General features: G+C 62.6%; 19 protein-coding genes. 3 read left to right on the top strand and 16 right to left on the bottom strand.

All coding sequences use genetic code 11. The features are described from left to right. Positions 1–61: 61 nt before the first annotated feature. A complete protein-coding gene (locus NKJ11_RS06135) occupies positions 62–1,036 on the bottom strand; it encodes a putative B6 ABC transporter substrate-binding protein (protein ID WP_245486387.1) in 975 nt (324 codons plus the stop codon). A 151-nt stretch (positions 1,037–1,187) separates the two neighbouring features. On the opposite strand from NKJ11_RS06135, the gene NKJ11_RS06130 reads away from it, so the two are divergent. Further along, the gene (locus NKJ11_RS06130) at positions 1,188–1,613 is read left to right on the top strand and encodes a hypothetical protein (protein ID WP_128305803.1); all 426 of its coding nucleotides are present in this window, start codon (positions 1,188–1,190) and stop codon (positions 1,611–1,613) included. A gap of 38 nt (positions 1,614–1,651) precedes the next feature. Here the strand turns inward: NKJ11_RS06130 and NKJ11_RS06125 are convergent, their stop codons facing one another. From NKJ11_RS06125 to NKJ11_RS06085, 9 genes are all read right to left on the bottom strand, one after another. Then, positions 1,652–2,662: an ABC transporter substrate-binding protein gene (locus NKJ11_RS06125; RefSeq protein ID WP_352792908.1), complete on the bottom strand. Its 1,011-nt coding sequence runs from the start codon at positions 2,660–2,662 to the stop codon at positions 1,652–1,654. A 39-nt stretch (positions 2,663–2,701) separates the two neighbouring features. Next, complete coding sequence (locus NKJ11_RS06120) at positions 2,702–3,517, bottom strand: ABC transporter permease (protein ID WP_023809932.1); 816 nt, start codon at positions 3,515–3,517, stop codon at positions 2,702–2,704. Beyond that, positions 3,514–4,344 carry an ABC transporter ATP-binding protein gene (locus NKJ11_RS06115; protein WP_023809933.1) on the bottom strand — a complete coding sequence of 277 codons (831 nt, stop codon included), beginning with the start codon at positions 4,342–4,344 and terminating at the stop codon, positions 3,514–3,516. The genes NKJ11_RS06120 and NKJ11_RS06115 overlap by 4 nt, the downstream gene beginning before the upstream one ends. 130 nt (positions 4,345–4,474) lie before the next feature. Further along, the gene (gene fhmpcd1, locus NKJ11_RS06110) at positions 4,475–5,404 is read right to left on the bottom strand and encodes a 5-formyl-3-hydroxy-2-methylpyridine 4-carboxylate 5-dehydrogenase (protein WP_352610530.1); all 930 of its coding nucleotides are present in this window, start codon (positions 5,402–5,404) and stop codon (positions 4,475–4,477) included. Continuing rightward, entirely contained in the window at positions 5,404–6,024 is a 621-nt protein-coding gene (locus NKJ11_RS06105; protein WP_023809935.1) for a glutathione S-transferase family protein, read from the bottom strand. The genes fhmpcd1 and NKJ11_RS06105 overlap by 1 nt, the downstream gene beginning before the upstream one ends. Positions 6,025–6,050: 26 nt before the next feature. Further along, a complete protein-coding gene (locus NKJ11_RS06100) occupies positions 6,051–6,458 on the bottom strand; it encodes a RidA family protein (RefSeq protein ID WP_023809936.1) in 408 nt (135 codons plus the stop codon). Positions 6,459–6,467: 9 nt separating this feature from the next. After that, positions 6,468–7,625 carry an LVIVD repeat-containing protein gene (locus NKJ11_RS06095; RefSeq protein ID WP_050592656.1) on the bottom strand — a complete coding sequence of 386 codons (1,158 nt, stop codon included), beginning with the start codon at positions 7,623–7,625 and terminating at the stop codon, positions 6,468–6,470. Positions 7,626–7,670: 45 nt separating this feature from the next. Then, a complete protein-coding gene (locus tag NKJ11_RS06090; protein WP_027039500.1) occupies positions 7,671–8,822 on the bottom strand; it encodes a cupin domain-containing protein in 1,152 nt (383 codons plus the stop codon). Positions 8,823–9,112: 290 nt separating this feature from the next. Further along, on the bottom strand, positions 9,113–10,741 hold the full coding sequence (locus NKJ11_RS06085) for a GMC family oxidoreductase (RefSeq protein WP_128305807.1): 1,629 nt from the start codon (positions 10,739–10,741) through the stop codon (positions 9,113–9,115). Between the two features lie 204 nt (positions 10,742–10,945). Here NKJ11_RS06085 and NKJ11_RS06080 point away from each other — a divergent pair, with 204 nt between their 5' ends. Together NKJ11_RS06080 and NKJ11_RS06075 are read left to right on the top strand one after the other, a co-directional pair. Continuing rightward, entirely contained in the window at positions 10,946–11,623 is a 678-nt protein-coding gene (locus tag NKJ11_RS06080; RefSeq protein ID WP_023809939.1) for a FadR/GntR family transcriptional regulator, read from the top strand. Between the two features lie 43 nt (positions 11,624–11,666). Further along, on the top strand, positions 11,667–13,214 hold the full coding sequence (locus NKJ11_RS06075) for a GMC family oxidoreductase (RefSeq protein ID WP_023809940.1): 1,548 nt from the start codon (positions 11,667–11,669) through the stop codon (positions 13,212–13,214). Between the two features lie 58 nt (positions 13,215–13,272). On the opposite strand, the gene NKJ11_RS06070 is transcribed toward NKJ11_RS06075, so the two are convergent. From NKJ11_RS06070 to NKJ11_RS06045, 6 genes are all read right to left on the bottom strand, one after another. Continuing rightward, on the bottom strand, positions 13,273–14,025 hold the full coding sequence (locus NKJ11_RS06070) for a GGDEF domain-containing protein (protein ID WP_128305808.1): 753 nt from the start codon (positions 14,023–14,025) through the stop codon (positions 13,273–13,275). Between the two features lie 227 nt (positions 14,026–14,252). Then, positions 14,253–14,933, bottom strand: a complete 681-nt coding sequence (locus NKJ11_RS06065; protein WP_352792907.1) for a thermonuclease family protein — start codon at positions 14,931–14,933, stop codon at positions 14,253–14,255. Between the two features lie 57 nt (positions 14,934–14,990). Then, a complete protein-coding gene (locus NKJ11_RS06060; protein ID WP_128305810.1) occupies positions 14,991–16,190 on the bottom strand; it encodes a type 1 periplasmic-binding domain-containing protein in 1,200 nt (399 codons plus the stop codon). A 92-nt stretch (positions 16,191–16,282) separates the two neighbouring features. Then, positions 16,283–17,056 (bottom strand): lytic transglycosylase domain-containing protein, encoded by a 774-nt coding sequence (locus NKJ11_RS06055; protein ID WP_352793014.1) that lies wholly within the window; start codon positions 17,054–17,056, stop codon positions 16,283–16,285. A gap of 31 nt (positions 17,057–17,087) precedes the next feature. Continuing rightward, the gene (locus NKJ11_RS06050; RefSeq protein WP_023809946.1) at positions 17,088–17,459 is read right to left on the bottom strand and encodes a hypothetical protein; all 372 of its coding nucleotides are present in this window, start codon (positions 17,457–17,459) and stop codon (positions 17,088–17,090) included. Positions 17,460–17,519: 60 nt separating this feature from the next. After that, the coding region (locus NKJ11_RS06045; RefSeq protein ID WP_352792905.1) for a cadherin-like domain-containing protein at positions 17,520–20,099 on the bottom strand (2,580 nt) is incomplete at its 5' end.

Genomic DNA, 20,099 nt, shown 5'->3' with positions numbered 1-20,099 from the left:
AAAACGGGAATCGTCCGGAGGGGTGAACGGATCACCCCTCCGGCAGTTGACCGTGATCGCCTTACTGGGCGACGCTGGTCATCAGTGCCCTTACGGCGGCCGCGTCATAGACCGGCTCGACCTTGATCTTGCCGGAAATGACGTCCTCGCGCAGCGCCTGGATTTCCGTCCAGACATTGTCCGGGATCGCAGCGGTCTTCAGCAGCTTGACCGAGTCGTCCTTGAGGCCGATCGTATAGTGTTTGGTGCCGAACGTGTCGGCCTTCAGGTCGGCAATCATCGCCGCATAGACCGGCTCGATGTTCCACACCACCGACGACAGCAGGAAGCCCTTGTCGATCGGTGTCTTGTCGCCGATGACGTCGATAAAATAGACCTTGCCGCCATCGGCTGCCTTGGTCGTCTCGACCGCCTGCAGCATGCCGAAGCTCGAACCGTTGCCCTGGCCGAAGATGATGTCGGCACCGGATGCGATCACGCTTTCGGTGACGCGCTTGCCGCCGGCCGCGTCGCTGTAGGCGGCAGGGCCGATCACCGCATAGGTGATCTTGACGTCAGGGTTCTCCGCCTTCACGCCTTGTGCGAACGCCGCCGACTGCGAATTCCACGATGGCGGTTCGCCCGAGACGACGATGCCGACCGACTTGGAACGCGACACCTTGCCGGCGAGACGGCCGGCCAGATAGGCACCCTCGTGGCCGCTCAGCGTGTAGTCGGCGACGAGGCCCTTCTCCAAGCCGGCTGGCGTGTCGACGATCGCCACCGGAACTTTCAGTTCCTTGGCGATTTCGGGCGCCGAGGTGTTGTAGCCGCTGGCATGAGCGATCAGCAGGCTGGCGCCGTCGGAGGCAAGCTCCCGCAGGGTCGGACGAACGTCGCCATAGCCGAGGCCCTGCGCCACGACCACTTCGACGCCGGCGGCCTTGCCTGCCGCCTTGGCGGCGTCGATGCCTTGCTGGTTCCAGCCATAGTCCGTGCCTTCTTCGGGCGTCAGGATGGCGATCGACTTGACCTCGCCGGCAAGCGCGCCGCTCATCAAGACACCGGTCAATATAACTGCACTTACACTGCTCTTAAGAAGCTTTAACATGTTACCCTCTCTGTTGTTTCACCAATCAATATTCTTATTGTTATTGCGCGAAAGCGAGATAGACTGCCGAGGAAAATTACATTGGAGCTCAGGCAAAGTGAAGATCCGTTATGCCCTTCCGGTGATGCTGGCGTTGTCGTCCTTCGCCAACGCGGTTGAGTTGCACCATGTCACCGTCCGCACCGGCACTGACGGGCTCGACATGGTTCCGTTGACGATTTCGAATGCGGGCAGCGAAGGCCTCTCCTGCAACGCCGACTTCGCCCACTGGTATTCAGCCGGGATCGCAACGATCGAGCCGGGCAAGAAGACGCGCGTCGAACTCTGGTTCGATGTGAAGACCGGCACGTTCACGATCCTCAACGACAAGCGCGAGAACCTGCCCGTCGAGCGGCTGTGGTGCGGTCTGGCGAGCCGAGCATATGCCACCCGCGTGCAGGTCACGCTCGACCGCACCGATGCGGCGAAAGGCGAGCGTGATGTGTCCTGCGCCATGGCGCAGGACAGCCTGGTCTGCCGGTAGGCGCTCATCGAGCTTTCCGTTCGAACACCGCGCACCTCTTATTCTTTTGTCAGGAATGCGTCGGTGAAAACGTCGTCCGCCGACAGAGCCGCCTTGAGCACGCCCTGGTCCGTCAGTGTCTTGAGGGTCTCCTCCCACTGCGTCTTCGTCATCCAGCCGAGACCGTGTTCCTTGGTGTCGGCGCTGCTGAACGTCGATGCGATGTCGGCGTTGATCTGCGCCAGCAGCACGTCCTTCTTGTCCGCATAGCCGGGCGCTGCCTTGGCCGTGATCTCGGCAGCTTCTTCCGGATGAGCCACGACATAGTCGAACGCCTCCCTGTATGCCTTGACGAAGCGGCGCACGACATCCGGCTTGTCCTTGATCATCGCTTGCGAAGTGAACAGGCCCGAGCCATAGGCTTTCCACCCATGGTCCGCCCCCATCATGATGCTGAGCGAGCCGGGGCCTCCGGCCTTAGCCTCCAGTTCGGGAACCTCGGCATCGATATAGCCGACGACCGTCTGAACCCGGCCAAGCAGCAGATAGCTTTCATAGGGAGGCGAGACGCTGTTCAGCGTCATGTCCTTTTCGGTCAGGCCGTTGGCGGCCAGGAAGCCCTTGAAGAAGATGTAGGTGGAGCCGGCCGGATGAATGCCGATGGTCAGCCCCTTGAGGTCGGACGGCTTGGTGAGCTTCAGCGTCTTGGCCAGCGAAATGATCCCCAGCGGCGAGTGCTGATTGACGGCCGCCAGCGCCACGACCGGGACATTCTGCGACCGTGCGACGGCAAGCGTGGGAAGATCGCCGAAGCCGAAATCCGCGTTCTCATTGCCCACCAGCCGCATTGCGTCCGGCGAGCCGGATCCCTTGCGGATCTCGGCCACATCGATGTCGTTCTTGGCGAAGAAGCCCTTTTCCTTGCCGACAAAGAACATGGCATGATTGCCGCGCACCACCCAGTCGAGCTGAACGTTGACCTTGTCCGCCGCCAGAGCAGCGTTGGAAAAACCGAGTGCTGCAACAAACGCCGCGAAGGTAGCGGCCTTGATAAGTGAGCGTCTCAGCATTTTTTGTTCCCTTTTATGAATTTGGTTGATCGAGCGGACCTAGGACTGGCTGAATTTCGGCGCCCACGGCACCACGATGCGTTCGAGGATTTCGGCGGCGTAGTAGAAGGCGATGCCAAGCACGGAAACGAGCAGCAGCGCTGCGAAGACCAGCGCCGTGTCGAGCTGGGTCGAAGCGAACTGGATGACGTAGCCGAGACCGTCCGACGCCCCGGCGAACTCACCGACGATGGCGCCGATCACGCTCAACGTGGCGGCGATCTTGGTTCCGGCCATCAGGTTCGGCAGCGAATGCGGAACACGGATCCTGAACAGGATCTGCGTCGGGCTGGCTCCGACGGAATTCATCAGCGACAGCAGCGAGCGGTCGACCGATTGCATGCCCGCCAGCATCGACAGTGTCACCGGGAAGAAGGCGATGACCAGGATGAGGCCGATCTTGGGCGCCAGCCCATAGCCGAACCAGAGGATGAAGATCGGCGCGAGCGCGACTTTCGGCACGTTCTGGAACAGCACCACCAGTGGATACAGCGCGCGTCCCAGCCAGTCGAAGCGCACGATGACCAGCGCAATGGCAATGCCGACCACGACCGAGACCAGGAAGCCGAACAGGATCTCGCCCGCGGTCACCAGCGTCGCTTGCATCAGCGTGCCCCATTGCGCCACCAGCGACTTCGCGATCTCGGACGGGGCGGGAATGATGAAGGCGGATATGGCAAAGATCCGCACGGCGGCTTCCCACGCCACGATCGTCACCAGCAGCAGGATGACCGCCGGTAGCCAACTGCCGGTCGCCGCACTCCAGCTGGAGGCGAGGCGCGGCTCGGGAAGGTCCGTGATGGGTTGGTCGCTCAAGACGCGCCTCCCGGCTGATGGCTGGAGCGCAGCATGGTTCGCAACTGGACCACCAGCCTGACGAACTCCGGATCTTCGCTGACCGACAGGTCGCGTGGATAAGGCAGCGCAATGTCGAGGCTCTCGGTGATCCGCCCGGGCTTGATCCCCAGCACGTGCACATGACGCGACAGATGGATGGCCTCGTCGATGGAATGGGTGACGAGCACGATCGTCTTGCCGGTACGCTGCCAGATTTCCAGCAGCGACTGCCCCATCGAATCGCGGGTGATGGCGTCGAGCGCGCCGAACGGTTCGTCCATCAGCAGCACCGCCGGATCGAGCGCCAGGGCCCGTGCGATGGCGACCCGTTGCCGCATGCCGCCCGACAGTTCGTTTGGGCGCTTGTGGGCGCTGTCGCCCAGCCCCACCAGTTCCAGCATCTCCTGCCCGCGCGCCCGCAAATCCGAGCGCGACAGCGACTTGTCGGCGATGCCGAGCAGCAGCGACGCATTGTCGACGGCGTTCTTCCAGGGGAGCAGGTTGGCGTCCTGAAAGACGAGGCCGATCATACACTTGCGCGCCGCCTCGACCGGTGCGAGCCCGGCGATCGCAACGCTGCCCTGGGTCGGCTGCACCAGCCCGGCCAGCACCTTGAGCAAGGTGCTCTTGCCGCAACCGGAAGGGCCGATAAGGGAGACAAACGACCCCTTCGGCACAGAGAGATCGATGTTGCTGAGGATCAACTGCCGGGCGATGACCACCGAAACGCCCTTGGCGGAGATCAGATTGTCATGGCGGATATGGGCCGGCCTGTCACCGGCGGCTCGAATGGTTTCAATGCGCATGGCTTGTCGCCCCGCGCGCTTTCGTCGGCCGCAGCCACGCCGTCTTGATGGCGAAGGCACCCTTCACACAAACAGCCGACCGGTGGAACTCCTCGAACCGGCCTGCCCTCTGCGCACCGTTTGACATTAGCTACTCCCGGCCTTCCAGGATGCGCCGCACCGCGACGAGCTTGCGCGCCCGTTCGCCTTGCAGCGCCTTTGTCTGCTCGGGCGTGTAGGCAAACATGCCCTCGCCCGACTTGATGCCGAACTTCAACGCAGCCGTCTTCTCCAGCACCATCGGCGCGACATCGTCGCGGTTGGAGAGATCGGCATTCAGGAAGGATGAGACGGATTTGTAGATATCCAGCCCCGCCATATCGAGCAGCGCCATCGGACCGATGACGGCGATCTTGTAGCCGATGCCCCAGGATACGCAGGTGTCGAGGTCTTCCGGCTCGATGACGCCGCGCTCGACAAGATCAACCGCCTCGCGCAGCAGCGCATAGAGCACGCGGTTCTCGACGAAGCCTGGAACATCCTTCTTCACCACCACCGGCAGCAGGCCGATCGAGCGGATAAGATCGCGGATAACAGCCACGGTTTCAGGTGCGGTCTTCTCGCCGCCGATCACCTCGATCATCGGGATGATGTGCGGCGGGTTCGACCAGTGCATGCCGACCATCCGCTCGGGATGCGAAATATGCGCCTGCAGCTTGGTGATCGGGATGCCCGACGTGTCGGAAGCGACGATGACGGACGGGCCGATCAGCGGATCGATGTCGCGATAGGCCTGCGCCTTGATGTCGATATTCTCGGGCACGTTCTCGATCACCAGTTCGGCGCCATCGACGGCCTCGGCGATCGTCTCGACGAATCGCACGCTGCCGGCGCCTGTCCCGGGCGCCTTGATGTCGAGACGATCGAGCACGCCGCCGGCGAGATCGAGCATGCCGCGGGCACGCTCGACCGACGCCTGTGAAACATCATACGCCGTGACATCGAGGCCGCCGCGCGAAAGCCGCGCGGCGATGCCTGGACCCATCGTTCCCAATCCGATGAGAGCGGCGCGCCTGATCATTATGCGGCCTTTGCGGGAGCAGCAGTGGTTGCCGCCTTGAAGGCCGGCCGGGCGGCGATCGCGGCCACCCAACGCTCCAGATCGGGCATCGACGGCCGGTCGATCTTGAAGTCGACGCAGCGCTTCAGGATCGGCGCGCAGGCGATGTCGGCAAGGGTCAGCTTGTCCAGCGCCAGGAAGTCCTTGCCGGCCAGGTGGCCATCGACGATCTTGAGTTGCGCGACAAGGTCCTTCACCTGTTCCTTGTATTCGGCGGTCTGTTCCTCGGGTGTGAGCTTGGCGCCCTTGAAGGCCGCCAGGTAGCCGGGATTGACCGCCGCCAGCAGGAAATCCATCCAGCGCTCGACCTCGGTCTTTTCCGCCGGCGTGGCGCCATTCAACTGTTCGCCACCGAATGCCGCGAGATAGCGCAGGATGGTGTTGGACTCCCAGATCACGGTGTCGCCGTCGACCAGCGTCGGCACCTTGGAGGTCGGGTTGAGCGCCTTGTATTCCGCCGTCTGGGTGTTCTCGAACTGGCGGCCATAGTCCTCGCGCTTGTAGGATGCCCCAAGCTCTTCGAGCATGAAGAGCACCTTCTGGACGTTGCCTGATGTCTGGCGGCCTAACAGCTTGTACATGTCGTCTCCTCGATTGTGTCCAATGCCTACTTGCTCGCTGGGAGCGGCTTGTAGACGATCGCGTCCATTTCGATCTTGGTGTTGATGACGGCCTTTGCCTCGACGGTCGTGCGCGCCAGCACGGCATCGCCGATCCCTTCGAGGAACGCCTTGTTGTAGCGGCCGAAATCGCGCGTATCCTCGAGATAGGTGGTGATCCGCACGACATCCGACAGCGTCGCGCCCTCATGCGCGATGACGCGCGCGATGGTCTTCAGCGTGGCCAGCGTCTCTTCCTCGATCGTGCCGCTGATCATGTTGTTGTTGTCGTCCTTCGGCACCTGGCCCGAGACGAAGATGAAGTCGCCGGCACGCACCGCCGGATGAAACGGCAGGTTCGGGTTCTTGTTGCCGATGGCGTAATGGCTGGCGGATTTTCGCGTGCTGTCGCTCAATGCCTGCTCCTAGAGAACACTGGTTTCGATGATGTCGACGCCACGGATGCGATCGATCAGGTAGACGATGCCGCGGTCGTCGATGGTCACGTCGTTGGACGAGGAACGCTCCGCCCCCTCGGGCGCGTCGGGCACGAAATGGCCGACCTCCTTTGGCGCGAACGGGTCGGCGATGTCGACGAGGCGCAGCCCCTGCGCGAACCATGCAAACGGAATGATCGTGCCCTTGAACCGTTCGGAAGGCTGATGGCAGCCGGTCATCTGCGGCTGCGGTGAACCATCCGGGTCGAGGCCCGGCACCTGGAAGGTCGAGATCGGCAACGGGTTGGTCTCGTCGGTGATGTCGTAGATCCACGTGAAGGCCGGCGGTGATGGCCGAAGCTTGGCGACGTCCTCGTCCGCCACCACCATGATGTTGCGGCCCTTGAGCGGCTGTGGAATCGGCAGGCAGGTGTGGGTGGGATGCGGAAAGCTCGGGCTCGAATTGACGTGCGAGACCAGCTTCGGCTTGGTGATGTCCGAAATGTCGAGGATGAACAGGCCGTGATGCCAGTAGCTGACATACAGCCGGTCGCCCATGCGCAAAGGATGGTGGCAACGCGGCGTGACATAGTCGTGCCAGGGGTATTCCTCGCCGCCACCCGTCCACTGGCCGGGTATCCACCAGCGTCCGACCTCGACCGGCTTTGTGGGATCGATCAGGTCGAGGATCATCACGATGTTGCCGACATAACCGTCGGCGGTCGGCGAGATGTAGACGTAACGGCCGTCGAAGTCGTAGCGGTGGACGCCCTTGCCGCCGGTTATCCATTTCGAGATGAGCTTGGGCTGTGCCGGCTTGGTTGTGTCGTAGAGTGCCAACCCGCCGCCGAAATCGGCCGGGCCGGCATCGCCAAAGCGCTCGTGGTTGATGATCATCAGCCCGTCCTTGGCGCGCACCTTGTGCGAGTGCCAGCCGGGCGGAACATCGATCGTGGCTATCTTGCGCGGATTGCGCGGGTCGGAAATGTCGACCAGCGTCGTACCGCTCGGCGGCCGCATGTGGCCGATATAGAGGATGTTGCCGTCGACCCAGACCTGGCCGCCGCCTGGGCAGTCGACATGGCCGATCTGCTTGGTGTTGAACGCCGAAACCAAATGCATACGCCCTTGCTGCTGAAACGTCATTTCAATGTCCCCGCCCCCATGGGGGGCGGGGCAGTAGGATGGGAACTAGACGAGACGGAGCAGATCGCCGGCCTGGTTGCGGCCCCAGCGCTTGTAGAGGAGCAGCGCCTTCTGCGTCGGCGCATCGGTGGCGCCGAAGAAGATCACCGGCTCGCTCGACGAGCCGTTGACATGCTCGACCCAGGAACCGCCGGGTATGGCGATGGTGTCGAACTGGTTCCAGTCATATCGTTTGCCGTCGATGATCGAATGGCCGTTGCCGCGGAACGGCGCCAAGAGCAGGCTGGCGGTCTCGCGCTGCGGCAAGGTCTTCTCGCCGGGGCGCAGCATCTGCACGTAGAAATTGATGGTGTGGAAGACGGGTCCGCCGGTCGTCGGATCGACATAGTCGATGACGATGCCTTCATGAGGGTCGCCATCCCAATCCTTGTGAGCGTCTAGGACCGCTTCCATCTTCTCCCAGCGATAGACATACATCGGAGACGACAGGCCGCCGCCGCGCTTGTGGTCGACGAAACGCGGCATCAGGCCGCCCTCGCCATAGATGCGCTGTGAATAGTCACCGGGATAGCGGGCGGTCTGCACCTTCTTCTCGACTTCCTTGCCGTCGACCATCTCGGTGTATTTGTGGTCGAAATGGACGGCGTGCAGCGTTTCGACCAGCGGCAGGTCGAGCACCGACAGGTTGACCGCCTGCTCGCCGCCGACGGTGCCATGATTGTGCCAGGCGTCGTTGGGCGTCAGCACCATGTCGCCGGGGCCGAAGACCACGTCTTCGCCCTCGACGCCGGTGAAGTTGCCCTTGCCGGTCAGGCCGAAGCGGATGGCGCTCGGCGAGTGCTTGTGCGGCGGCATGATCTCGTCGGGATCATTCAGGCGGTAGGCGGTGTACATGGTGCTGACCGATGCACGCTTGGGCGCAAGGCCAGGATTGACCAGGATCAGCGAGCGGCGCTCGCTGTCGTCCATGGTCACCAGTTCGGCGGCGCGTTGCAGCAGCGGCTCGATGTCCGAATAGGACCACACGAAGGGAACGGCCTTCGACGTCGCCATCAGCTGCTTGATCTCGTCATGATCGACGCCTTCCGACGTCGCCCAGAACGGAAACATGTTCTTTGCGTAGAGGGCGTCATAGAGGCCCTTGAGTGCTGCCTTCTTGTTGGTGAGCACATCGTTAGCTGGTTGCGCCAGGGACATATCGGACACCTCTCGTCACGAAGAAAATACTTCTAACCAACTCAACCGTATTCGCATTGGTTTTGCGCGACAATACCCAAATTGCGAATTTTATAAGTTTTTGGTTGAGGTGCATTTTTGAGAGGCAAATGCCCAGAAACAGGCAGAAATAGCCCAAGAATGCTCGAAATATGCCTTGAAATCAGGGCATGAAGCCGCCTCGTCACGGCCAGGCGGAGGCACATGACGGTCCAACCAACGCAGTTTTCAATCTCAACCAAAAGACTTTGGTTGTATTCCGGCCGCCTCTGTCAGGCCGCCACGCTCTGTTGGGCGCGGCTGCGGATCAGATCCGCGGCCTTTTCGGCGATCATGACGACCGCCGCATTGATGTTGCCGCAGACGAGGTCGGGCATGACCGAGGCGTCCACGACACGAAGTCCGGCGATGCCGCGCACCCGCAATTCCGGATCGACCACCGATGCCGCATCGACGCCCATGCGGCACGTGCCGGCCGGATGATGCACGGTGATCGAGGTCTTGCGGATATGCTCGTCGATCTCTTCGTCGCTCTCGCATTTCGGGCCGGGGAAGAACTCCGCACCAACGAACGGAGCCATGGACGGCTGGCTGGCAAGGTTGCGCGCAACACGAAAGCCGGCGCGAAGCGACTGCCAGTCGCGCTGCGAGGACAGGAAATTCTGATGGATCAGGGGCGCGGCGACCGGATCGCTGGACGCCAGCCTGACGCTGCCGCGGCTCTCCGGCTGCACGGCAACGATACGGGTCGCAAAGCCGTCGGCGAACGGCGCCTTGAACGGCGACATGTAAGGCCATGCTCCAAGCGGTGCGGCGGTGAAAAGCAGCTGTACGTCCGGCAACGGCCGGCTTGCGTCGCTCTTCAGGAATGCCACGACGCCGCCAGGCACATCTCCCGAAAAGCCCTTTCCGGTGAGATAGGTCTTGACGAAATCCAGCCCGATACGATCGGCCCGCATCATCTTGAGAAACGGTCCCGGTTGTTTGCGACGATACATCAGGATGACCGAAACATGGTCCTGCAAATTCTTGCCGACCTGCGCACGATCGACTTTCGTCTCGATGCCATGCGCCGCGAGCTCGCCGCTGTCGCCTATGCCTGACAGCATCATCAGCTGCGGCGTGTTGATGACGCCGCCGGCAAGCAGGACCTCGCGCCGCGCCACAACTTCATGGCTCGCCCCGCCTCTGGTGTAGGCAACGCCGGTTGCGCGCCCATTCTTCAGCAGGATCTTCGTCGCCATCGCGCCGGTCAGCACCTTGACGTTGCCGCGACGCATAGCCGGCCGCAGATAGGCGGTCGCGGTCGAGCAGCGGCGGCCGTTCGCAATTGTCATCTGCAGGCGGCCGAAGCCTTCCTGTATGGCGCCGTTGTAGTCGTCGGTCTGCGGATATCCGGCATCACGGCTGGCCGTCGCGAACGCATCGATCAGTTCGTCCTTGTAGCGGCAGAACTGGGTGTTCAGCGGCCCGCTGCCGCCGCGATACCGGCTTTCGCCTCCTTCCCAGCGCTCCTGCTTCTTGAAGTAGGGCAGCACCTTGTCGAACGACCAGTCCGTCAGGCCGCTTGCCGCCCAGCGATCATAGTCGCCGCGATTGCCGCGCACATAAGCCATGGCGTTGGTTGAGGAAGAGCCGCCGATGACCTTGCCGCGCGCGCATTCGACCTTGCGGCCGCCGACATTGGCCTCGGGCTCGCAGAAATACATCCAGTCGTGGCGGCGTTCGGTCAGGATCTTGCCCCAGCCGAGCGGGATGTGGATCATCGGATCGCGGTCCCAATCCCCAGCCTCCAGCAGAAGCACCGACACGGCAGGGTCTTCGCTCAGCCGGTTCGCCAGCACGCAGCCGGCCGATCCCGCACCGACAATGACGTAGTCAAAGGTTTCGCCAGCCGGCATGCGTGATCCTCGGGAGAAAGACGGTCCGCCGCGATGGCAACCGTCGACATGGGCAGTCAACCATCGCGCAACTGGTGTTGTCAACCATTGCGTACAGTTGTAGATTGGTTGAATTGGTTGAGTGCCGTCGAACAGGTTTTCGTGTCACAATATGATGTCGGGACGTTGAGTCGTCGGTCTGCCGATCGGACAGGAGATTTGGTTTTGAGCGCATTCGAGCCGCAGGTCGGACCATCGGATCTCGACGACATCATCGCCGCGGTCCGCCAGTTGCAGCAGGGCGGCGGCAAGCTTCCGTCCGAGCGCGATCTTGCGGAACATCTGAGCGTCAAGCGCCATCAGCTTCGCAAGGCGCTTGAAGTGCTGCGCCTTTCGGGCGACCTCAAACCGGCGCGCGCCAGGCGGGCGCCGACCGCCCTTCCGAGATATGGCGAGGAATTGGTCAGGGTAACCAATCCGATCGAGGTCCTGGAATTGCGCCTGATCATGGAGCCGGGCCTTGCCCGACTGGCGTCGCTGCGCGCCTCTTCTTTCGAGACGGCGCGGATCCTCGACGCGGCAACCACGCCTGAGAACGCCCCGTCGGGTGAGGTCGACTTCGCTTTCCATCTCGCGATCGTTGCCGCGGCCCGCAACCACCTCGCCGCGGAATTCTACAAGATGCTGCGCCAGGTCGGTGTCGATGCGCGGGTGAAGGTTGCGCGCACCGCGGCACCCACCTGCCCCAAGCGGATCGCCCACCGCGACGGCGAGCATCGCCTGATCGCCGAAGCGATCTCGCAGCGCGATCCCGAAGCGGCAGAGACCGCAATGCGCGCGCACCTTTTGTCCGTGCAGAGACAGATCATGGAACGGTCGAATGCCGGCGCCTTTGCCGCGTGATCGTATCAGCTTCCGACATTGAGCCTGTGCGGGGAATTCCAAATTGAAACGTCATTTCGACGTGCTGGTGATCGGTGCGGGATCCGCCGGCTCGGTTGTTGCCAGCCGGCTCAGTGAAGACCGGTCGTGCCAGGTCGGCCTCATTGAGGCCGGGGCGATGCCGGCCGATCCCGACATCGCCGATCCGCTTAAGTGGACGATGCTCCAGGGCCGCGCCTACGACTGGAGCCACCGGACCGTGCCCCAGCCCTTCACCGCCGACCGCATCCATGAATGGCCGCGAGGCAGGATAGTCGGCGGCTCGAGCTGCCTGCATGCAATGGCCTATGTGCGCGGCCATCCCGATGATTTCGAACCCTGGGCGCAAGCCGGCGGCGAGCGCTGGTCCTATCGGGGGTTGTTGCCGGGCTTCATCCGCAGCGAAGCCTTCACCGCCTTCGATGCGCCGACACGCGGCAAGAGCGGCCCGCTGGACGTCTATCTGCCGGACGCCGAGGTCAGTCCGGTCGTGCGTGCCTACATCGCCGCCGGGCGATCCCTGGGCGCTCCCACCCTGAGCGACCACAACAGCGGCGAACTGGTCGGCACCAGTCCCAATTCACTCAATATACGTGACGGCAAGCGCCTGAGCGTCGCCGACGCCTATCTGCCGTCGCAGGTCATGGCGCGGCCGAACCTGACCTTGCTCGCCGGCCACGAGGTCGAGCACCTGGTGCTGGACGGCCACAAGATCACGGGCGTGAGCGTGGTGTGCGAGGGTGAGACCAGGACGCTCTGCGCCGACCGGATCGTTCTTTGCGCCGGCGCCGTATCCACGCCGCTCATCCTCATGCGGTCGGGCATTGGCTGTCCCGATACGCTGAAGCAGGCTGATATACGCTGCCTAGCCGATCGGGGCGATGTGGGCCGCAACCTGCAGGATCATCTGCTGGCTCTCGGAAATGTCTACAGCACGAAAAAGCCGGTGCCGCCCTCCCGCCTGCAGCACTCCGAATCGCTGATGTATCTGCACAGCGACGATCCGACCCGCTCTACGGGAAGTCCCGATATCGTGCTCGCCTGCGTCGTCGCCCCGTCCGCGGCCGAGGGCCTGAAGACCCCGCCCTATGGCTCCGCCTTTACCATCCTGTGCGGCGTCACCCATCCGACAAGCCGAGGGCGCATCACACCAAGCGGGCCGGGCCGCAACGATGCGCCGGTCATCGACCCACATTATCTCGAAACCGAACACGACCGCGCGACATTCAGGATGGCGTTGAAGCGGGCGCGCATGGTCGGCCATCATGCGGCTCTGGACGAATGGCGCGATATGGAGATCCTGCCAGGCGCCCCGGTTCAGTCCGATGCCGAACTCGATGCTTTCATTGCCAGGGCTGCTTCCACCCATCACCATCCGGCCGGCACGTGCCGGATGGGTCGTGACACTGAGGCCGTCGTCGATCCTGACTTGCGGCTGAACGGCTTCGACAATGCCTTTGTCGTCGACGCCTCGGTGATGCCGGCGATCCCGAGCGGACCGATCAATGCCGCGATCGTCGCCGTAGCCGAAACCTGGGCGGCGTCTTCACGGGCTACCCCGTCGTCAGCGTAACCGCGGCCGCGTCCGACAATTCCCCTGGGTTCCGAATGGCTCTGGTTCCCGGCGAATGTCAGCTATGGAGATGCGTCAGTTCAAACGCGGCTCCGTCCTGGACGCCGGCCATGCGCTGCTCGGCGGACCGGAACATGTCCGCGAACTCCACCTGGTTTTCGAACACCACGCCGCCGACCTTGACGGTCAGGGCATCCTCGGTCCCCTTTGGCGCGAAATAGACTTGCGCGATCCGCGCCTCGATACGCTGGCCGATTTCCCTGGCTTCTGCTTCGGTCGCACCGGCGAGGAAAACCCCGAACATCGACGTTCCCATGCGTCCAACCAGATCCTCCGCGCGCACCGACGATTGTATGGTCGAGGCTATGAGCCGCAAGGCTTGATCGCCCCATTCAAGACCAAAGCGCAGGTTGATGGACCGCAGATGCTCCGAATGGATGACCAGGAAGGCGCCCGATTTAGGCCCCGGCACCGACGGCCTTGCCGTTCTTTTTTCGACCATCGACGTGAAGACCGCTCCGTTCAGGCAGCCGGTCGTGGTGTCGAAGGTTGCCGACTTGTCGAGTTCCCGGCGATAGCGACGAAGCTCGATCTGTTTCAATCCAACGAACAGAAAAAGCGGAACACCAAGGACAACAGGCAACAGGATTGCCGTGATCATGCTGCGCCCAAATGGCGTCAGCGCCTCGGAGAACAGGAGCAGATAATTGAGGCCGACGGAAACGCCCAGGATTGCAGTGGTTCCCAGAAAGGTCAACAAAGCGACGCCTTTCCATGCCTGGTCGGTGGTGCTCGCCATAGTCTTTGTCACTGGCCGATCTCCTGTGGATGGGCTGGTATAGGGCCGGTGTGTTGCAATTTCAGTTTCAAGGAACCTTGCAATTTAATCGATTGCGCGATGACCCCATCAAGGCTGCGGACGAAATCGGCTTGCTCCCAATGCATGACCTCGGCTTTGGGAAAAGGACATGCATAAAAGACAGACGCAAAGCTGCGCCCGTGGCGGTGAACAGACAAGCATCAGGGTTGAATGGCAGGCTATTGTGCCGGGCCGAATATGCCCATCTCAGCCTTTCTGGCTGTCGCCTCCGCCTTGCCGTAGATGCCGCTCGGCAGCGCCGTGGCCCAGCCGTTGGAGACAAGCCAGGCGCCAACATCCTGCTTGCCTAGCCTGCATGGCGCGGCGACGGCAAAACGCTCGACGTCCGGAGGTACGAAACAGTGCAGCCCGCGTCCCCTCAGCCAGGAATTGAAAACGGCGCGTGCGCGCAGGCCGCAAGGCCAGGTGACGTCATGAAACGAGCAGGAGCTGTCGAGATCGATGCCTCGCACTCCGCTGATGACCACCTTGCGGCCCATGGATTCGAACATCGCCGACGATGTGGCAACCGGGCGGTAGAGCAAGACCTCCCGCCAATCCCCAGGCATTGGCGTTTTCGGGGGCACGGCGAGACCGAGCTCGCTGAGTGGCGGACGGGGCTCGGTCCGTTCGATCTCAGCGGGATCAAGCCGTGGCGGAGCGATCAGGTCTTGAGCAACCTTGCGCGCCGGCTCCAGGCGCTGTGCGCCGGCTACCGGGGCAACCGGCCGGATAGGCTGCGTATCGTCAACATCCCGCGACGGGGCACGGACAGGCCGATCGACCGAAAGCAACGCCCCACCTTGAATGATCAGCAGTATCCCGGCCAGAAGCAGCAGGCTTCCGAGCGCGATCGCCAAGCGGCTGCGGCCCGGCCTGCCCATCAGCTTGAACAGGATCTCAGGGATTTGCGCCGGTCAGAAACCCGACGTCGATTTGGCAACCAGCTTGAGCGCACCTTTTTCAATCCGATAGAACGGCATCGAGCGTTCGCTGGATCCGTCGGCCCGAAACCGGAACAGGCCGGTCGACCCGCGAAAGCCGTTTGGATTCTCGAGAACCTTTTTGCTGAAGCCATCAGGCCCGATCGCGCTGGCAATCCCTGCCGTCAGGGCAACCATGTCATAGGCATAGGCCACATTGACGTCAGCCGGATAGTTGTATGCCGTCCTGAAGCGGTCGGCGATCGGCCCGGTTTCACTTGGATCGAGCGTGGCGATAAACGCCCCCTCTAAGAGCGGATCCATGGGGTGCTCCAGCCAACGGTTCGTTCCGACGACGGAGACAGTCTTTCCCGGAATGCCCTTCGATTTGAGGGCGGCAAGGACAGGCGACGGACTGCCATTGCCGCTGGCGACAATGACGGCGTCGGGGGCGTCCACGAGTGAGCCCATTTCGTCGACCGCCTTCGCGGCGCCGTCGCCGGCGGAATATCGGAGAGTGACCGCGAGCGCCGCGCCGTAGATGCTGAGGCTGTTTGCGACCCGCTTCTCCATGGCGCCGGCGTTTGGGCCATCCGCGACAAGCAGTACGAACTTCTTGCTGCCTTTCGCGGCTAGTCCCGCAGCGCCCGCGGCGGCGCTGTCCGCTTCGCCAAGGAGCACGGCATAAACCCCGGCGCCACCGGCGAAATTATCGGCGAGCGCCAGGACCGGTGGCCGCTTCGATCCAGACAGCGTGGCAATATGCTGGGCTGCCGTCAGTTCGGTCGGGCCGATCACGACCTTCGAGCCCGTCGTTATGGCCGTTATCGCCATTTTGCCGGCCAGTGCGCTGTCGCCTTTGGTGTCTTCTACCGTCAGCGTAAGCAGTCCATTGCCAATATCCGTCATCGCCAGCTTGGCCGCATCCAGCATCTTCCTGCCGTTTTCGCCCGCTGTTCCGGAGCCGGACAACGGCAGCAGCATCGTGACTTTGGTCGAACCGGTGCCCAGCGACTGGGTCGCCTGGACGGGACCGGTAACAGCGGCCCCATTCTGCCCGGCAGGCGCGGCAACCGCCGCCGGATCGAGCACTTCGGACACGCCGCCTTTCGACTGGCAGCCCGACACGATCGCGGCGAGCGCCAAGGCGATTGCCCATGTCCGCGGACAGTGGACCTGTCGGCCAGCTTCCATGAATGCTCCACCCCTATGTGCCGCCGGATATTGTTCCCGGTCTGGTCTCCAACGCATGTTACGGCGGACTTGCAGTGCCGTCTGTAGTTCTTTTAGCCGCCGAAAAGCCTGCCTCTGAGCGTCCTGATCTGCCTTGCTTGCCCGGCACTTCGATAGTCGGCGCATTTCATGTATCGCGGCCCGGGCACGAACAGGCGGCGCACGCAAACGCCCTTTGCCCCCTTCCCCGGCCAGAATTGGGCAGCGGCTCCACCCTCACCGCCTGAAAAGGCGGAAAAGCCGAACGTCGCCACCGGCAACGGCCCGGTCACTTCAATCCCCTCCCTTGCCAGGATTGCCCGCGCACGCTGGCAGTAGCGGACCGAAAGGGCCGAGAACCGGCTTTCATTGTGCCCGGCGCGATACTTCATGACGGTGGTGCACAGATCGCCCCCGGCCAGCCTGTTGGCCTGTGCAAGATATCTGACTCCCAGCGCGATGTTGGTCGCCGGCGCGCTCAGATCGTCCAGAGAACCTCGAAAGCCGAGCATCCTGGCCGTCGCCGGCATCACCTGCATCAGGCCGACTTCGCCGTCGGCGCCTTGCACGCCGGGATCGAAGCCGCTTTCGATCTCCATCACCGCATGCGCCAGCAGCGGCTCCAGGCCATGGATCGATGCCTGGCAGCTGGCAAATGCCTTGAATGCCTGCCGGGTCCACTCCGTGGCCGGATCACAGCGCACTGCCTGCTTCAGGCCGGACGAAAGCTGTTGTTTCACGGATGGTCGTTCCAGCCAGTTGGCACTGGCCGGCGTGACCGTTTGGACAAGGCCAAGCAACACGATCGCGCCCGCGACCGCCTTCAGGAAGGATCCGTCGGCTGTCATGATGGCCAACAGGCGTGGTTCGCCTAGCCGGTCAGTGCATGTACTCGACCATGCGATCGTGAAAACACTCGCATTTGTTGAGGGTGTCTTCGTCCTTGTAGTTCGTCTTGAGGTAGCCGTAAGCCATGCCGCAGGCGACCTTGGCTTCCGATGCCCAGACGAAGACGGGACGCGACGAGTTGATCCACTCCGAACTGTTGGCGGCGGCGACCGACTCGTCCATCAGCTTCACCACTTGCTGCTTCAGATCGACGATGTTGTCGTTCAGCACCAGGTTGGACGTCCCCACGACACGGCAATAATCGCCGGTCGGGCCATCGATGATGTCGGCGGCATACCCCGTCGACCCGACTGCCAGCAACAGCGTCGCAGCGGAAACCAGCAGTCTTGCAGAACGTTTCATGTTGAGCTCCCCTAGATATTAGCGATGTATAACATAGTCGCGTGGCCGTGCGCCATGGCGTTAAACCACGTTTGCAGTCGTCGTATGCTGGGTTACGCCATCGTCGTAGAGCAGCGTGATGGTGTTGGCAGCGGGCAGGTTCGTCAGCGTTGCCACGTCAATGAAATTGGCTCCGCCGGTTGTCCCATTCGCATCTACGCTGAGCGTGCCCGTCCCCGCATCGTAGTTCACGAAGTCACCGATATTAGCCCCTCCGGGTGCTGTGTCGAACAGCCCGGTCAGGTCGATCTTGTCGCCCTCGCCGCCATTGAAGTCAGTGATGAGATCCTTGATGTCGAGATGATCGAGCTTGAACGTGTCGGCGCCAGTGCCTCCGGTAAGCGTGTCTTGGCCCGCGCCACCGATGAGCAGGTCGTTGCCAGCACCTCCATCGAGCGTGTCGTTGCCAGCACCACCGTCAAGGAAGTCGTTGCCACCTCGCCCAATGATGATGTCATTGCCGCCATTGCCGTTAAGATGGTCGATGCCGGACGTTCCATAGATCTGGTCGGCCAGTGTGGCATCGCCATTCACCGTGATCCCGGGGTCGCCTGGATCATGCGAGAAGAAAGAGAAGCTCACTTTGCGCGCCTGGAAATTGCCGCCATCATTGTCGAAATAAGACAGGGTCCAGTTGTCGCCGACTGACGGCGGATGCGTGATCAGGTAGCTGGCAAGCGTTGTGGAGGTGGCATTGCCGCTGCCGTCCAGAAGGTAAATGTGGTCGTAGTCGACGGTCGCCTTCATCAAACCTGTGGTCGGATCGTAGAACCAGCTCTGCTCGAAAGTCCCAGGGCTGGTGTCATCTTCGACGATCGCGAAGCGATCCGAGCCAATTCTGATTTCGACTTGCACTTCCTGCTCACGATGCGAGCCCGCGCTGCTGTCTCCGTAGACACCCGGATTCCGTTCGCCCAAGGGAATAGGCGTGATGAAAGGCGACTCCTGGAAGTCGGTATAGACCACTACCGTCGAGTTGTGTGGATCAGCCAGGATTGCGCTGACCGTCGCTTGCGACAGGGAGAGCGTTGTGATCTGATCGTTGCCCGACGTAAGCGGACTGTTGCCATTGCCAATCTGCGACGTGTCGCTCGGCAGGCTAGTCGGCGGCACTTCGTGGATGCCGACCGTCTGCGCTATGTGAGTATGACCGTCATATACATCCAGCGACAGGTTGTTGTTGACCGTGTCAGTTTGCGATGCTGTTGGCCGATAAACCAGGTCGTCCAGCAAATCGATACCGCCGGACGGATTGTAGAGCACCGTGCCGGCTGTTAGGGCGACATAGGTCACGCCGTTGAAATAGAATGTGCCGGTGGGGATCGTTCCCGTGGCGGTGACAATGAGGTTATCCCCGTCCGCATCCGTCGGAATGGAAACCAGCAACGGATACCCATTCGGATAGCTAGGCGTGCTCAAGGTCTGCTGCGCCGGGTCGCTCGACATCCAGTTCTGGGTGTTCGCGACAACGGGTGCGTCATTGATGTCCGCCAGGTTGATGGTCAGCGTCGTCGTCGACAGGTCGCCGTCGCCGTCCTTGATGGTGTAGACGAACACGTCCGTGGTGTTGGCGCTGATGCTGTGGGTCGTCGACTGGTAGGTATAGGAGCCGTCGGCGTTGAGGTGCAAGGTGCCGTGCAGGCCGGCAATGTCGGTGTTAACACCGGTCGTCACCGCCGTCGTCGTATTGCCGCCCGCTGCCCGCACGCCGTCGATGGTTGCACCGTCGGCGCCGGCAACGTCATTGACCAGCACGCCCGCCGCCGCCGTCACGGTCAGCAGAGCGCCTTCGTTTACATTGCCAGTGTCGGCATGTGCCGTCGGAATGTCGTCGGTGACGTCGATGGTGATGGTGTTGGTGATCGTGTTGCCGTTGGCGTCGGTCGCCTGGTAGGTGAAGGTCTCGACATTGTTGACGGTGTTGGTGCCGTTGTTGGCATCGGCGCCGTCGACCGGCGTGGTCAGCGTGTAGCTGTAGGTGCCGTTGGCGTTGAAGGTCAGCGTGCCGTGCGTGCCGGTGCCGCTGCCCACCAGGGCGTAGGTGTAGGGGCCGGTGCCGCCCGACACATTGTCGACGACCGTTCCGGCGATGGTCTCGGCGGTGCTCGACGGGTTGCTGCCGATCGGCAGCGCCGCCTCGTTGACCGTCAGGTCGTCATTGGAGGCGGCAAGGCCGCTATCCGACAGGTTGATGGTCAAGGTCGTCGTCGACAGGTCGCCGTCGCCGTCCATGATGGTGTAGACGAAGGTCTCCGTCGCGCCGGCCGGCGGGACCACGTTGGGCAGGCCGTCATAGCTGTAGCTGCCGTTGGCGTTCAGTGTCAGCGTGCCGTAAGTGCCGGGAATGCCGGCGCCAAGCCCGCCGCTCACAGGAACCGCGGTGTTGCTCCCGGCGGCCACGCCGACAACCCCGCCGCCCGCCGCCGCGCCGTCGGCGCCGAACACGTCGTCCGTGCCGTCCGTCAGCACGTTGCCGCTCACGATGCCGCCCTCGACAACGCTGTTGGTGTCGGCATGTGCCGTCGGAATGTCGTCGGTGACGTCGATGGTGATGGTGTTGGTGATCGTGTTGCCGTTGGCGTCGGTCGCCTGGTAGGTGAA

The organism is Mesorhizobium sp. M0243, from assembly GCF_040321775.1.
Classification (GTDB): domain Bacteria; phylum Pseudomonadota; class Alphaproteobacteria; order Rhizobiales; family Rhizobiaceae; genus Mesorhizobium.
Note: the sequence above shows the minus strand (reverse complement) of the source record. Positions and strands in the feature narration are given on the sequence as shown.

Coding starts and splice junctions, on each gene's coding strand:
- NKJ11_RS06135 (WP_245486387.1), bottom strand. CDS start 1,036: ATGAGCGGCGCGCTTGCCGGCGAGGTCAAGTCGATCGCCATCCTGACG.
- NKJ11_RS06125 (WP_352792908.1), bottom strand. CDS start 2,662: ATGCTGAGACGCTCACTTATCAAGGCCGCTACCTTCGCGGCGTTTGTT.
- NKJ11_RS06115 (WP_023809933.1), bottom strand. CDS start 4,344: ATGCGCATTGAAACCATTCGAGCCGCCGGTGACAGGCCGGCCCATATC.
- fhmpcd1 (WP_352610530.1), bottom strand. CDS start 5,404: ATGATCAGGCGCGCCGCTCTCATCGGATTGGGAACGATGGGTCCAGGC.
- NKJ11_RS06105 (WP_023809935.1), bottom strand. CDS start 6,024: ATGTACAAGCTGTTAGGCCGCCAGACATCAGGCAACGTCCAGAAGGTG.
- NKJ11_RS06095 (WP_050592656.1), bottom strand. CDS start 7,625: ATGACGTTTCAGCAGCAAGGGCGTATGCATTTGGTTTCGGCGTTCAAC.
- NKJ11_RS06090 (WP_027039500.1), bottom strand. CDS start 8,822: ATGTCCCTGGCGCAACCAGCTAACGATGTGCTCACCAACAAGAAGGCA.
- NKJ11_RS06085 (WP_128305807.1), bottom strand. CDS start 10,741: ATGCCGGCTGGCGAAACCTTTGACTACGTCATTGTCGGTGCGGGATCG.
- NKJ11_RS06060 (WP_128305810.1), bottom strand. CDS start 16,190: ATGGAAGCTGGCCGACAGGTCCACTGTCCGCGGACATGGGCAATCGCC.
- NKJ11_RS06055 (WP_352793014.1), bottom strand. CDS start 17,056: ATGACAGCCGACGGATCCTTCCTGAAGGCGGTCGCGGGCGCGATCGTG.
- NKJ11_RS06050 (WP_023809946.1), bottom strand. CDS start 17,459: ATGAAACGTTCTGCAAGACTGCTGGTTTCCGCTGCGACGCTGTTGCTG.